The sequence below is a fragment of the Pseudoalteromonas sp. MMG007 genome, assembly GCF_018100985.1.
GTDB lineage: Bacteria > Pseudomonadota > Gammaproteobacteria > Enterobacterales > Alteromonadaceae > Pseudoalteromonas.
Map to the genome: position 1 here is coordinate 141,988 of NZ_JAGJEI010000001.1, position 14,775 is coordinate 156,762.

The window sequence follows — 14,775 nt, forward strand, 5'->3', positions numbered from 1 at the left end:
GTAATTATAATGGCTAACTCTAAGTAAAGTAGGATATAAACTACATTAAACTCCCTTTCACATAATCGTAAAGTTTGAAAATTCCATTTAAAACATAATGTTAATCTTGAGTTTCTGTTTTTTTATGACGTTTTTTACTCATTAGCTGCCATATCCGTGAGATATGTCTTACGCGCAATTTCCTTTTTGGGCGTTATTTAAATATTTACATTTATTTAAAGTGTGCACTTTTTAGCTGGTCGCGGTAGAATTCTTTGATAATAATTGCTATTTAGGTGAAGTAATGAAGAAAGCTTTAGCACTGTGTTTGGGGTTAATTACGTCTATGCCAGCCTTGGCAAGCGATGTGGTTAATATTTACTCTTTTCGTCAGCCATTTTTAATCCAGCCAATTTTAAACGATTTTACAAAACAAACAGGTATTAAAACCAACGTTGTTTTTGCTAAAAAAGGGCTAATTGAGCGTGTGAAGCGCGAAGGAAAGCACAGTAAAGCCGATTTAGTATTAACATCTAATTTTAGTGCGCTTATACAACTCGAAGACCTAAAGTTAACGCAAACCATTAAAAGCGATCGTATCGATACTAATGTCCCAGCTGCATTTCGCGATGGCGACGGCCAGTGGGTTGCCCTTACTAAGCGCGTGCGTAATGTATATTCATCTAAAGAGCGACTTGGGGCATTACCGGAGCTGAGCTATGAAGATTTAGCAGATCCTAAATACCAAGGACAAATTTGTACACGCTCTGGTAAGCATCCGTATAATTTGGGTTTAGTGGCTTCGATGATTGCACACCATGGGGAAGCAAATACAAAAGTTTGGTTAGAAGGTGTTAAGGCTAACTTAGCGCGTAAACCACAAGGTAACGATCGCGCGCAAGTAAAAGCGGTTAAAGAAGGTCTGTGTAATTTAGCGCTGGGTAACAGTTACTACCTGGGTAAAATGTTAGAAGATGATGCACAAAAAGCATGGGCTGAGTCTGTTAATATTAATTTCCCAAATCAAACCAATCGTGGCTCACACATAAATGTCTCGGGTGCGGTTATTACTAAGTATGCTAAAAACCCTAAAAGCGCTTTAAAACTCATAGAATATATGACCGACACTAAAGCACAAAATATGTATGCCTCGGTTAATATGGAGTACCCGGTAAAACTAGGTGTTGAATTATCAAGCTTGGTTGCCTCTTGGGGAAGCTTCAAAGAAGATAGTTTACCTCTTGATGAAATTAGTAAATATCGCCCGTTAGCACTTAAGCTAATTGATGAGGTGAAATTCGACCTTTAATGAATGCTAAATTTAAGCTGTCGAAATGGCAGCTATTTGCGTGGGTAACAGGCTTAATGCTGTCGGCCCCATTGTTTTTCCTATTATTTGAATCCTTACAAGGCGACTCTGAGGTATTTTCCCACCTTTGGGATACAGTGCTGTGGGATTATATTTTAAATACGGTACTACTTGTTTTTGGTGTGTGTGTACTTAGCTGCGCTATTGCTCTGCCGCTTGGTTGGCTCACTGCGTATTGTCACTTTCCTGGTAAAAAGCAATTTGAATGGGCACTTATGCTGCCTCTTGCCATGCCAACCTACATAATTGCTTATGTTTATACCGACTTACTTGATTACGCAGGCCCTGTTCAAATAGCCCTCAGAGAGTGGTTTGGCTGGCAATCCCCTAACGATTATTGGTTTTTTGATATACGCACTTTACCTGGTGCAATAGTCATGATTGCCTTAGTGCTTTACCCATATTTGTTTTTAATCTTTAAAACAGCTCTTCGTGAACAGTCATTTAAGTTAGTGCAAGCGAGTCAACTAATGGGCTTGTCTCCTTGGCAAAGCTTTTTTAGGGTAAGTTTAGTGCTTTCGCGCGGGGCTATAGTTGCGGCGCTTGCACTAATTAGTATGGAAACCATGGCTGACTTTGCAACTGTTAGCTATTTTGCCGTAAGTACATTAACGACTGCCGTTTACGATACGTGGTTTGGTTACTACTCATTAACAGCAGCTGCCAAAATATCGGGTGTCATGCTGCTACTTTTATTTTTAGCATTAATGGCCGAGCGCTTTAGTCGCCGCAAGCAAGCTGTGTTTGAGCGCCAATCAAGTGTTAATAGTGAGGCGTTATATATTCTAAAAGGTAAGTCAGCATGGTTAGCTACATTATTTTGTAGTGCTATTTTAATCCTTGCGTTTATTATTCCTATTGCTGTGCTTTTAAGTTATGCAATTACATACTTTGATAAGGCATGGAATGCCGAATTTTTTAGCTACGCGTGGCAAAGCTTAAAAGTGGCAGCAATAGTGAGTGTTGCGGCTATTGTATTGAGTATCTTTGTGGTGTTTTATCAACGCGTAGCAAAACAGACATATCCTTTAGTACCAGGTCGGTTAGCAAGTACAGGCTATGCGCTACCCGGTACTGTGCTTGCAATTGCGGTGCTACTGCCACTCACTTTACTAGAAAGCTCTATTAATACAGCGCTAGAACCTTATAACTTAGATATAGGGTTATTACTTACAGGCAGTATTTTAACTATCATACTCGCTTATGTTGTGCGTTTTTATGCGATTGCTCATGGTGCTATAGAATCAAGCTTTGTACGGATCAGCCCCTCGCTTGATATGGCCAGCCAATCTATGGGTAAAAGCTTAGGGCAAACACTGCGTTTAGTGCATTTACCTTTGCTACGAAGAGGGTTACTGACCGCTGCGTTATTAGTGTTTATTGAATGCATGAAAGAACTGCCAGCAGCTTTATTATTGCGACCTTTTAACTTTGAAAGTTTAGCGACACATGTTTTTCAGTACGTGAGTGATGAGCAATTAGAGCTTGCGTCTATATCTGCATTATTTATTGTTATTGTTGGGTTTATACCTTTGTATTTTATTAACCGTTCTATGGAGCAGCGCAGTTAAATGAGTAGTTTAATTTTACAAGGCGTGAGCTATCACTACAGTGCTACGCAAGTGCTGCATAATTTAGATCTAACGGTGGGTAAGGACGAAATAGTATGCTTACTTGGCGCCAGTGGTTGTGGCAAAACAACAACATTAAAAGCAATTGCAGGGTTAATTGAGACTAATCAAGGTAGTATATTTATAGATGGTAAACTTGTAAGCGACGAGAAATCGTTTATCTCACCAGAGCATCGTAATATAGGAATGATGTTTCAAGATTATGCGTTGTTTCCGCACCTTACAGTGGCCGATAATATTGCGTTTGGGCTAAACAAAACAAATAAAGAGCAAAAGCACGCGCGTGTTGAGGAAATGCTTAAGTTGGTGCACTTAACCGGCTGTGCAAAACGTTTTCCACATCAGCTCTCTGGTGGGCAGCAGCAACGTGTAGCTATAGCGCGGGCACTGGCTTATAAACCGAGTTTATTATTGCTCGATGAGCCCTTTTCTAATATTGATACGCAAGTGCGTTTTGAGCTTATTGCAGATATCCGTCGCATTATTAAAACGCAGCAAGTGTCAGCTGTATTCGTTACACACTCAAAGGAAGAGGCCTTTGCTTTTTCAGACACGCTTGCCATTATGCATCGAGGTAAAATTGCTCAGCAGGGCTCACCAGAAGCGCTTTTTGCTATGCCAAAGTCAAAGGAGGTTGCAGAGTTTCTGGGTCAGGGCATATACTTAGACGCACAGGTATTAACAGCAACTGAATATAATACGGCGTTTGGTGTCGTTAAATCACAAGTTGCGCATACACATAAAGCTAAAAATGGGCAATTGTATATTCGCCCTCATCAAATAGAATTAGCGTGTAAAAATTGCGATGAAAATAGCCAAGCTATTACTATTTTAAGTCGTCGATTTATTGGCTCTGCTTATATTTATAGTGTTGTAATTGCAGAGCAAGAGATTGAAGTTGCTGCACAATATGGCCAATCATTTGAGAAAAATGAACAGGTTATTATAAAAATAAAACCCCACACGGTGAATTTCTTCGAATCATAATTAATGTGTTATTCGCTGTGTTATATAAAAAGCTAAGGAATAACAATGGCGCAAGCGCAGTCTGGGATTTGTGCTGAAGCAAACTTACATGGTTTGCACCTATTTTTTAATGTGTTTGACGCTCAGGACGAATCGTTGCGTGCAAAGCTCAAACGAGTTAGCGCTATTGAGGAAGAGTTTAGCGATCAGTTTTCGGAGTCTATGCTTTCGTGCATGGTGGCTATTGGCGCCCAGTATTGGCCGCATATTTTGCCTGAATATATCCCTAGCGAACTACAAAGCTTTCCTAATATAAACCATAGTGATTTTGTTATGAGTGCCCAGCCATGTGACTTATTTATTCAAATACGCTCAGACCGAGAAGACGTTAACCATTTATTTGCACTACAAATTTTAAAACTATTTGCCCCTGATGTTGAGTTAGTGGAGCAAATTCGTAACTTTCGCTTTTTAGATGGCCGTGACTTTAACGGTTTTATTTATGGAGGCGATACACCCCATGGTAGGCAAAAGCGTGCAACGGCGCTGGTTAACAAACCTAATAGCTTTGAAGATCAGGGCAGCTATATTCATGTGCAGCGTTTTAAGCACGATTTAACTGTGTGGCAGCATTTATCGCTGAGCGAGCAAGAGCAAATTATGGGGCGTACACGTTTAGATAATACACTCATTGAGCCCGCTATTAGCACTAGCCATGCAACGCGAAGTGAATTAAAAGATGAAAATGGTCATGCACTATTACTTAACCAAAGTATGCCGTATGGCGACGTATATGAGCAAGGAATGCTAAGTATCACTTGCTCTGCGTCGGGAAGTGCGTTTGAAAAAGTACTTATGAGTCGCTTAGGGGAAGGAGAGTGCTATGACCATTGGCTCGATTTTACTCAAGCCGATATGGGCTCTGCATTTTTTGCACCCTCAATTGGGTTTTTAAAGCAGCTTTAAACCGTATCAAATAAAATACGGACGCGCTCGAGCGTAATGTCTATTTCTGATATTTTTGCTGGCGCAATAAATATGGTGTCATCACCTGCAATTGTGCCTAAAACACCATCTGCTTTACCTAATGAGTCCAGCAAACGTGCAATTAATTGTGCAGCGCCAGGACTCGTGGTGATGATAATCATCATTTCATTATGCATAATATCAATTACTAGCTGACGCAGCGGGCTTTTAGCTGTTGGTACACCCATTTCGGCCGGTAAGCAGTAAACCATTTCTTGCTTTGCGTTACGTGTACGTACAGCGCCAAACTTGCTTAACATACGCGACACTTTACTTTGGCTTATGTTGTCAAAGCCTTGTTCTTTTAGAGCATCGACTATTTCGCCTTGAGAGCCAAAATTTTCTTCTTTTAAAAGGGATTTAAACGCTTTAACCAACGCTTCTTGTTTATCTTGTGGTTGCATAGTCTTTATTCATTTTTGTTATTTATAATGCAAATTCTACACAAAAATGAATAATTATGCAGCAGTTGTTTAGTTAACTTGCCAGTTTGATGCGATAAACGAGCAATGTTTACAACTATGGTCGAAAATATATCTGAAATAAGCAGGATAAATTTGTTTTTAGTCGCTAATTTCATTATCTTAAGAGCCACAAATATTTCCTACCTCAAATTACGGAGAATTCCAATGAAAGTTGCTGTATTAGGTGCTGCAGGCGGTATCGGTCAAGCGTTGTCTTTATTATTAAAAACAGGCTTACCAGCTGGTTCTGAATTATCACTTTACGATGTTGCACCAGTAGTACCAGGTGTTGCTGTTGATCTTTCTCACATCCCAACAGATGTAAAAGTTGAAGGCTTTGGCGCAGACGATTTAAATAAAGCGCTTGAAGGTTCTGATATCGTACTTATCCCAGCGGGTATGCCACGTAAACCAGGTATGGATCGTGCGGATTTATTCAACGTAAATGCCGGCATCATCAAAACATTAGCTGAAGGCATTGTTGCAAGCTGTCCTAAAGCGTTTGTAGGTATTATTACAAACCCAGTAAACGGCACTGTACCAATTGTTGCTGAAGTATTTAAAAAAGCAGGTACTTACGACGCTAAACGCGTATTTGGTATTACTACACTTGACGTGATTCGTTCAGAAGCATTTGTTGCTGAACTTAAAGGCGTAGACGTAGCAACTGTTAAAGTACCAGTAATTGGCGGTCACTCAGGCACAACTATTCTTCCTCTACTTTCTCAAGTTGAAGGCGTAAGCTTTACAGATGAAGAAGTTGCTGCACTTACTCCACGTATCCAAAACGCAGGTACTGAGGTTGTAAATGCTAAAGCGGGTGGTGGTTCTGCTACATTATCTATGGGTGCTGCTGCTGCACGTTTTTGTATGTCTTTAGTTAAAGGCCTACAAGGTGAAGACGTTGTAGATTACGCATATGTTGCTGTTGAAAATGGCGATGCAGAGTACTTTGCTCACCCAGTACGTTTAGGTAAAAACGGCGTAGAAGAAATTCTTTCTTACGGCGAGCTAAGCGCATTTGAAGAAAAAGCTAAAAACGATATGCTTGAAACACTGAAAAAAGACATCAAAGAAGGTGTTGATTTCATGGCGTAATAGCCAATTGAGTATTAAAAAAGCCTGCATTTGCAGGCTTTTTTGTTGCTCGAGATTTGTTTACTCTTAATCAAAATTAAGAGGCGTACTAAGGTTAGTGATCGCGGTCAACGGCTATGCGGGCTAAGCTAACTAATGCTTGTTTGTATTCAGATTCAGGTAAAAAGTCTAAGCAAGCAATCGCTTTATCGGCTTCAAGCTCTGCTTTTTGCATTGTAAACTCAAGCGCATTGGTTTGTTTGAGCGTAGACAAAATCTCTTCTAAATGCTCCATACCATTACTGTGTTCAATAGCGTCACGAATTAATTGTGTTTGATGTGTATTGCCATGTTGCATTGCATATATAAGTGGCAAAGTTGGCTTACCTTCTGCTAAATCATCACCTATATTTTTACCTAATTGATCAGCATCTGCATTGTAATCAAGTACGTCATCAACAAGCTGAAAAGCGGTACCTAAATGCATACCGTATAAATTAAGAGCTTCAAGTGTTGATTGATCCTGCTCGGTAATAATTGCAGCTAGGCCTGTAGCTGCTTCAAATAACTTAGCTGTTTTAGAATAAATAACCTGCATGTAGCTAGCTTCGGTGGTGTCGGGATCGTTGCAGTTCATTAATTGCAGTACTTCGCCCTCAGCAATAATGTTAGTTGCATCCGCGAGGACTTGCATAACTTGCATTTTACCAAGCCCAACCATTAGCTGAAAAGAGCGAGTGTAAATAAAGTCACCCACAAGTACGCTGGCAGCATTGCCAAATTCAGCGTTTGCTGTAGGTGTGCCACGGCGTAAGTTAGACTCATCTACAACGTCATCGTGTAACAGCGTTGCGGTATGAATAAACTCAACAATTGTTGCAAGCGTAATATGATCTTTGCCCTGATAGCCTAACGCTCTGGCAGCTAATATAGCCAGCATCGGACGCACGCGCTTACCACCGCTGTTTACAATGTATAAACCTAGTTGGTTAACTAACGCCACATCTGAGCGCATTTGCGCATGTATAAGTTGATTGACGTCATTCATATCGCTTTCGATTAACGCCTGGATAGCTTTTATATCCATTGATCTCCGAGCCAATTTTTATGTGTGAACGGCGCAGATTGTACAACAAAAAACGCACTAGCTCGATATTTTGTGACGATTGATTGAAAAAACACTATTAAAGTACTTAATTTAGACTGAATTAGCGAAGATAACTGTTTAATTGATAACCAAATCGTAGTGTCAGTTACGATTAGTTATTGTACTGTTGGCGGGTTGTTTGCCTACTTAAAATAATTTTAAGCAAGGGCCAAAAAGCGCTTGGCAAAAGGCCTAATTAATATAAAATAGGGGAAATATTGAATTGCTCTCAATGCAGCTACTTTTTATTCATTTTAATTACAAAATAGGCTTGCTAGTTATTTCGCGTTAGCGTAAACTTCGCGCCCTATCGAAGAATATTTTAGTTGCGTCGATTTGAGGGCGCACAGACGGAGTTAATTATGTACGCGGTTTTCCAAAGTGGTGGTAAACAGCATCGTGTGACTGAAGGTCAAACGATTCGTCTTGAAAAATTAGACGTTGAAACTGGTGCGGCAGTAGAATTTGATTCAGTACTTTTAGTTGCTGATGGTGAGAAAATCGAGATCGGTGTACCGTTCGTAAACGGTGGTAAAGTAACAGCTGAGGTTGTTTCACATGGTCGCGGTGAGAAGATTAAGGTTGTTAAATTTAGACGCCGTAAGCATTCTCGTAAGCAAATGGGCCATCGTCAATGGTTCACTGAAGTTAAAATCACTGGCATTAGCGCTTAATTAGAGGTACTTAGAAATGGCACATAAAAAAGCAGCTGGTAGTACTCGTAACGGTCGCGATTCAGAAAGCAAACGCCTAGGTGTTAAGCGTTTTGGTGGCGAATCAGTTCTAGCGGGTAGCATCATTGTTCGTCAACGTGGAACTCGTTTCCACCCTGGCGCAAACGTAGGTATCGGTAAAGACCACACTATCTTCGCAAAAGCAGATGGTAAAGTTCAATTTGAACAAAAAGGTCCTTTAAACCGTAAATACGTAACTATCGTAGCTGAGTAATCAGTAAGGTAGTTAAAAACCCCGCCTTTGCGGGGTTTTTTGTTTTGTAGTCCAGTCAAATATATACCCAAGCCTGCATTTGCGTTGGCTTGGGTATATAATAGAGTTATTAAACAAGCCAATCCCTAAAGTGAGTAATCATGAAGTTTGTAGATGAAGTAGAAATCCGTGCAGAAGCTGGAGACGGTGGCAGCGGCATTGTGTCTTTCCGTCGTGAAAAATATGTACCCGATGGTGGACCTGATGGTGGTGACGGTGGAGACGGTGGTAGTGTTTATCTACAAGCTGATGAAAACTTGAATACCCTCATTGATTATCAGTTTGAACGCTTTCACAGAGCTGAACGTGGTACTAACGGTCGAAGCCGTAACTGTACAGGTAAAAAAGCCGATGATTTATTTGTTATGGTACCTGTTGGTACACGTATCATGGATGTTGATACACAAGAGGGGCTAGGTGATTTAACTCAACATGGTCAAAGAATTTTGGTTGCAAAAGGTGGTTTCCACGGCTTGGGGAATGCACGTTTTAAATCAAGTACTAACCGAGCACCTCGTCAAAAAACATTAGGTACACCGGGTGAAGTACGTAACTTAAAATTAGAGTTACTACTATTAGCTGATGTAGGCTTACTTGGCTTGCCAAATGCGGGTAAATCTACGTTTATTCGTAGTGTATCGGCAGCGCGCCCTAAAGTAGCTGATTATCCATTTACGACGCTTATTCCTAATTTAGGTGTTGTGCGCCCAGAAGCAAATAAATCATTTGTTATAGCTGATATACCTGGGTTAATTGAGGGGGCATCTGATGGTGCTGGCTTAGGGATTCGTTTCTTAAAGCATTTAGAGCGTTGTCGTGTGTTATTGCATATTATTGATGTAATGCCGGTAGATGGTTCTAACCCTGTAGATAATGCATTTGCCATTATTAATGAGTTACACCAATACAGCCCTAAACTTGCTGAGAAGCCGCGCTGGTTAGTATTTAATAAGATTGACTTGCTACCAGAAGACGAAGCAAAAGCGTTGTGTACAGCTATTGCAGAAGAGCTAGGTGAAACTGAAAATATTTATAATATTTCAGCAATTAATAAGCTACATACTCAACCATTAATTCACGACATCATGACGCTTCTAGATAGTATGCCTAAAGAGAAATTTGTACAGGTTGAAGATGAAGAAGTTGAATTTAAGTGGGATACCTATCATGAAAAAGCCACCAAAGGTAAAGGCGACGATGATGATTGGGATGACTGGGATGAGGATGATTACGACGTAGAAGTTGTCTACGAGCGTTAATAAAACTGAATTTACTAAAAAGGAGCTTATGCTCCTTTTTCTTTGTTTAAGAATAAAGTACTAGGTATTTAATATGATAATTTCTATGATCGCTGCAATGGCAAACAATCGTGTAATTGGCCTCGACAATAAAATGCCATGGCATTTGCCAGCGGATTTACAGCATTTTAAAAAAGTGACAACAGGTAAACCTGTGATCATGGGGCGCAAAACATTTGAGTCAATTGGGCGTCCTTTACCAGGTCGTCGTAATATTATTATTACCCGTAATAATGACTACAGTGCACCAGATATTGAAACAGTAACTACGCCAGAGGCTGCATTGAACCTAGTTAGTGACGTTGAAGAAGTAATGATTATTGGCGGCGGAAATATTTATCAGCAGTTTTTAGAAAAAGCTGAACGCTTGTATTTAACCTTTATAGACTTAGATGTAAAAGGGGATACTCAGTTTCCTGATTATAATAAAGTGGCTAACTGGAATGTTGAAGAAGAGATTCAAAACCTTCCAGATGAGAAGAATAAATCTAGTTATAAATTCGTAACTTTATACAAAAAACGTTAACATTATTGCGTAAATTTTAGTGTGTTGGTACAATATTAAACAGTCGATATAAGAAAAAAGTACCATAAAGGGTTTGTCATGTTTAAATTACCAAAGCTAGCTGTTCTTACTGCTGTTGTAGCTGTAAGTTCGTTTTCGTATACAGCACCAGTAAAGGCTGAAGATCAATTAGCGGTATCTATTTGTGAGTACATTGCTGCTGATGATAAAAACCGATTACGCAGTAAGCTTAAAAGCTCTCGCGTAAAAATCCGTAATATTTATGATGCAATACAGTGTAATGGTAATAACTTACTTCGCCATGCAGTAGCTAGTAATGCAGTTCATGCCGGCGAATATATAGTTAAAAACCTATCTAAGAGCTCGCTTTCTGATGGTGCTGATATTTCGTGGGCTGAAGGCAATCATGCTGGTTCACCTCTTATTGCTGTAATTAAAGACCGCGCAGGACTTTAATAAACTATTTTAAAAGCCGCGTTTAGTACGCGGTTTTTTATTGCCAAAATATTAAAAGCCGATATTGCTCATGCAATATCGGCTTTTTAGTGTGTTTTTTACCAATCAACTTAATTAAGTGATCTATTTTAGGTAAGAAAATCGTGTCGGTAACAAGGCAAAAATTTCGTTATTTAGTTGTTCTCGGCAATTGCTCCTGCATTGCTCTACCTTCTGCATCCATGCAGTCGTAAATGAGAAATTTTTAACGTAGTTAGCGATAGATTAAATCTCTCAAATTGATTAAGTCTTATTGCAGATTGCTATTATTTACTCTTCAATGAATGGTTCGCCTTCTTTCATCCACTTTGCAGCTGGTTTGCCTTTTAAGTAATGATCAAAGTACTGCATCATACGTATTGAAAAATCGACCTGATTAGGAAATTTTTTCAGGTGATGTGGTTCGCCTTCGTATTGTAAAAAGGTAGCGTCTTTACCTGCTCTTCTTAGTGCTAAGTAGTACTGTACGCCTTCGTGCCACGGCACTGCATCGTCTTTATCGCCAAACATAATTAAAATAGGGGTATTTACTTTATCAGCAAAAAATACTGGTGAGTTTTCTATGTATAGCTCGGGTGCTTCAAATAAGTTTTTACCTATACGGCTTTGCCCTGTTTCATATTGAAATTGACGAGCAAGGCCCGACTTTAAACGTATGCCACTGTAAGCACTGGTCATATTTGATACTGGCGCACCGGATACAACCGCTTTAAACATATCTGTTTGAGTGATCATAAATGCACTTTGATAACCCGCCCACGAATGCCCTTGTAGGCCTATTTTGTCTGGATCGGCAATGCCTAGGTCTATTAATTTTTGGGTGGCGTTAATCATGGTCTGCGTTGACGATTTACCCGGGTGGCCTATTTCAAAGCGAATATCAGGTAAAAATACAGCGTAACCGTTTGAGGTAAACATAGGGAAATTGGGGCGATGATTTAGCTCCATTTTAGGAAAATCATACATGCGCTGGCTCATATAGCGGTAAAAGTACACAACAACCGGTACTTTATCTCCTTTTTTATAGCCTGCAGGTTTGATTAACACTCCTTGTAAATCTTCGCCATCAAAGCCTTTATAGCTTATTAGCTCTGGCTTTTCGCCCCATGCAAAACCAGCTGTTTGTGGATTTAAGCTAGTCACCTTTTTAGGCGCTGAAAAGCTAAAATCAGTTTGGTAGTAATCAGGGTATTGGTGGTAGCTTTGCTCAGTAAATAGATATTTATCGGCATGTTTTGCTTTTTTTACAATATCAAAGCGCTTTTGGCCATTAAGAACGTTGATAATTGTATTTGAGCTTAAATTGAGTTTAGCAACTTCACTTTGCTTTGTTTGTAAATTAATAGCGGATACGAGTAATGTATCGTTTTGTTCAAAGCCGACTTGGTTTTTATCAAGTTTAATAACTCGGTATTGAGTATTACTTTGCTTGCCATTGGTTAAACGCTCAGCCTGTTGAGTGTTTACATCAAATGCCCAAATATCATATTTGCTATAGGCGAGCACTTTACTGCTGTCGTTCATCCAACCGGCAAAACCATACCCTGGTTGTGTAGAAGGGTAGTCGTGTTTATCGTCAGCAAAAGTTGCCTGAATGGCTTTGGTAAGCGCGGTTACTTTATTATTTTTCAAATCTTTTAGCTGAATTTGGCTATCACTAAAGTAAGCTGCGAATTTACCGCTAGGTGCAAGGCTTGGCCTAAAAGGAGAGTTACTAATAATTGGTGTTTGTTTACCTGTACTTATATTTACAGCAAAGTAATCAGCAAAGAAGCCTCCGTACATTATTTTTTCTAAGTAAGGAATATTAGATGAGCCCAGTAGCGATTCACTTCGCTCAGGATTAAGTGCAAGCTCTGGCATTGTTTCATTACTAAGCTGCACAACTTTTTGCGAGTTAACATGATATACCGCACTGTAATGGCGGTTTTTATTAACTGCATTCCACTGTTGCTCTTCGCGTGGCTTTATTTGCGGATCGTTGTTATGCCAAATATTCAGCCCTTTATGCTCACGAATCGTGTCAAAGTCGTAAAGTGAGGCTTCATCTGTGTATTCTTTATCTTTTACTTTAACTGCAAGCTTAGGGTGGTTTTCAAAATATAAGCGTTCGCCGCTTTCTGACCACACTAGCGATGCCGTTTTACCAATAACCCACTCTTTATTTCGTGAACCTATTGTTGATAGCTGCTCATTATTATATAGCTGCAAGCTATAAGTTCGACGGCGAGTATCATCATTTACATAATTGCCCAATGTAAATGCAGCAATATTTTTTGTAGGGTGCCATGCTATGGTATTAGCAATAACACCGGGCTCATCAATTAGTGTGCTAATAGTAAAGTTATTTAACTCAACAAGTGCAACTTGGTTATCATTACCGTCGCTGTAGCTTTGGCTAACGAGTAGTTGATTACCCATAGAGTTAATGGCGTAGCTAAATACGTTATCTATAGTGTGGCTGCGTTTATCGGCCAAATTAACAATAACGAGCGGATAGGCCTTATCTTTTTTATCAGGCGTTATAGCACTTTTATCTTTATCTTCATTATCGCTTTGCTCTACCTTTGGCTCATCGTCTTTTTTATTTAAGCGATAGGCAAGCCAAGTGCCGTCATCAGATAATTTATAATCTTTTACATCATTAAAACTTTGCTGCTCAGCTGTTTGAGTATTAACGAGTATTAAGTTATTTTTCAGCGTTTCTTTTTTCTTTGTGGTTTCTTTTTCAAGGAGTGTAGGTATTTGAGTAAAGGCTACCCAATTTGCGGTCTTGTTGATGTAGGGCTTTGTGCCGCGTTCTATTTGTGCAATAAGTTTATTATTTTGAAGTGAATAAACTTCGCCGGTAGCATTACCTCTATATGGCGTTGCACTAAAAGTAAGTATACGGCCATCGTCAGATAGCTGCGTGTTTTTAGCCGATTTAAAATCAAATACATCTTTAAATTGCAGTGACTCTTTTGCGTAAATACCAGTGCTGGCTAAGCTAGCAACAAGTGCTGAACTTAGTAAAGTGAGCTTTTTTTTCATTATAGGTTCTCGTATTGTGACATTATTTCATTGTAACGAGTTTGGCTCACAATTCGAGCGGATCAGATAAATGGCAGCTCCATACGACAAAACGACCCGTAGGTCGTTTTTTTGTGTTTAATTTAGTAAAACTAAAGCCAGATTTTTTGTAATTCGGGCCATTGTTTTTCAAATTGTACACTTGGCTTTGCTTTAAAGTCGCTTCGTACAAATTGATTCATTTTGCCCTCAACGTACGCAAGCAAAAAGTTAGCAAGTGTTAGCTCATCGCTTTGAAAGGTTTTGCCTTCGCGCAGTTTTCGCTCGCGTAGTACTTGTTTAAACTGAGTTTCTAGTTTTTCAAACAAACCTTGTACACGTTCACGCAGGCGCTCTTGTTCCCCTTGTAATGCATCGCCGGTTAATATGCGAGTAATGCCCGGATTTTTTTCAGCAAAGGTGAGGAGTAATAGTAAAATATTGTAAATACGTGTCTGGCTTTCTTTTTCGTTTTCTAAAATAAGGTTAATGCGCGACAAAAGTGTGTCTTCAATAAACTCAATTAGGCCTTCAAACATACGTGCTTTACTAGGGAAGTGACGGTAAAGCGCTGCTTCAGAAACGCCTACTTCAGCAGCGAGCTTTGCTGTGGTAATTCGTTGTCCTGGGCTGGTTTCTAACATTTGTGCGAGTGCTTGCAGTATCTGCTCTTTGCGATTACTTCTTTTTGTCGCAGGCATGAACCTTCCTTTTTTATTAGTTATTCTTAGCTGGGGCCAGTCATTTTTTGTTCAAATG

At 39.6% G+C, this 14,775-nt stretch carries 14 protein-coding genes; 10 read left to right on the top strand and 4 right to left on the bottom strand.

Annotated elements, in window-relative coordinates:
- Positions 1-283 precede the first annotated feature (283 nt).
- The 4 genes from J8L71_RS00650 to J8L71_RS00665 are packed head-to-tail and all read left to right on the top strand — an operon-like array spanning position 284 to position 4,911.
- The gene (locus tag J8L71_RS00650; RefSeq protein ID WP_210998815.1) at positions 284-1,288 is read left to right on the top strand and encodes an extracellular solute-binding protein; all 1,005 of its coding nucleotides are present in this window, start codon (positions 284-286) and stop codon (positions 1,286-1,288) included.
- A complete protein-coding gene (locus J8L71_RS00655; RefSeq protein WP_210998816.1) occupies positions 1,288-2,919 on the top strand; it encodes an iron ABC transporter permease in 1,632 nt (543 codons plus the stop codon). The genes J8L71_RS00650 and J8L71_RS00655 overlap by 1 nt, the downstream gene beginning before the upstream one ends.
- Complete coding sequence (locus J8L71_RS00660; protein WP_210998817.1) at positions 2,920-3,966, top strand: ABC transporter ATP-binding protein; 1,047 nt, start codon at positions 2,920-2,922, stop codon at positions 3,964-3,966.
- A gap of 45 nt (positions 3,967-4,011) precedes the next feature.
- Entirely contained in the window at positions 4,012-4,911 is a 900-nt protein-coding gene (locus J8L71_RS00665) for a Dyp-type peroxidase (RefSeq protein ID WP_210998818.1), read from the top strand.
- On the opposite strand, the gene argR is transcribed toward J8L71_RS00665, so the two are convergent.
- On the bottom strand, positions 4,908-5,375 hold the full coding sequence (argR, locus tag J8L71_RS00670) for a transcriptional regulator ArgR (RefSeq protein ID WP_058549416.1): 468 nt from the start codon (positions 5,373-5,375) through the stop codon (positions 4,908-4,910). The genes J8L71_RS00665 and argR overlap by 4 nt on opposite strands.
- A gap of 225 nt (positions 5,376-5,600) precedes the next feature.
- On the opposite strand from argR, the gene mdh reads away from it, so the two are divergent.
- Positions 5,601-6,533 carry a malate dehydrogenase gene (gene mdh / locus J8L71_RS00675; protein WP_210998819.1) on the top strand — a complete coding sequence of 311 codons (933 nt, stop codon included), beginning with the start codon at positions 5,601-5,603 and terminating at the stop codon, positions 6,531-6,533.
- Between the two features lie 94 nt (positions 6,534-6,627).
- Here the strand turns inward: mdh and ispB are convergent, their stop codons facing one another.
- Positions 6,628-7,599 (bottom strand): octaprenyl diphosphate synthase, encoded by a 972-nt coding sequence (ispB, locus tag J8L71_RS00680; protein WP_210998820.1) that lies wholly within the window; start codon positions 7,597-7,599, stop codon positions 6,628-6,630.
- A 422-nt stretch (positions 7,600-8,021) separates the two neighbouring features.
- Here ispB and rplU point away from each other — a divergent pair, with 422 nt between their 5' ends.
- From rplU to J8L71_RS00705, 5 genes are all read left to right on the top strand, one after another.
- Positions 8,022-8,333 carry a 50S ribosomal protein L21 gene (rplU, locus tag J8L71_RS00685; RefSeq protein WP_004587921.1) on the top strand — a complete coding sequence of 104 codons (312 nt, stop codon included), beginning with the start codon at positions 8,022-8,024 and terminating at the stop codon, positions 8,331-8,333.
- Between the two features lie 16 nt (positions 8,334-8,349).
- A complete protein-coding gene (gene rpmA, locus J8L71_RS00690; RefSeq protein ID WP_008114963.1) occupies positions 8,350-8,607 on the top strand; it encodes a 50S ribosomal protein L27 in 258 nt (85 codons plus the stop codon).
- 140 nt (positions 8,608-8,747) lie between these two features.
- The gene (cgtA, locus tag J8L71_RS00695; protein WP_210998821.1) at positions 8,748-9,905 is read left to right on the top strand and encodes an Obg family GTPase CgtA; all 1,158 of its coding nucleotides are present in this window, start codon (positions 8,748-8,750) and stop codon (positions 9,903-9,905) included.
- 73 nt (positions 9,906-9,978) lie between these two features.
- Positions 9,979-10,470 carry a type 3 dihydrofolate reductase gene (folA, locus tag J8L71_RS00700; protein WP_210998822.1) on the top strand — a complete coding sequence of 164 codons (492 nt, stop codon included), beginning with the start codon at positions 9,979-9,981 and terminating at the stop codon, positions 10,468-10,470.
- A 78-nt stretch (positions 10,471-10,548) separates the two neighbouring features.
- On the top strand, positions 10,549-10,926 hold the full coding sequence (locus J8L71_RS00705) for a DUF3718 domain-containing protein (protein ID WP_210998823.1): 378 nt from the start codon (positions 10,549-10,551) through the stop codon (positions 10,924-10,926).
- 309 nt (positions 10,927-11,235) lie between these two features.
- Here J8L71_RS00705 and J8L71_RS00710 read toward each other — a convergent pair whose 3' ends face one another.
- Together J8L71_RS00710 and slmA are read right to left on the bottom strand one after the other, a co-directional pair.
- Positions 11,236-13,998 carry a prolyl oligopeptidase family serine peptidase gene (locus J8L71_RS00710; protein WP_210998824.1) on the bottom strand — a complete coding sequence of 921 codons (2,763 nt, stop codon included), beginning with the start codon at positions 13,996-13,998 and terminating at the stop codon, positions 11,236-11,238.
- A gap of 131 nt (positions 13,999-14,129) precedes the next feature.
- On the bottom strand, positions 14,130-14,717 hold the full coding sequence (slmA, locus tag J8L71_RS00715) for a nucleoid occlusion factor SlmA (RefSeq protein ID WP_058549423.1): 588 nt from the start codon (positions 14,715-14,717) through the stop codon (positions 14,130-14,132).
- Positions 14,718-14,775 lie beyond the last annotated feature (58 nt).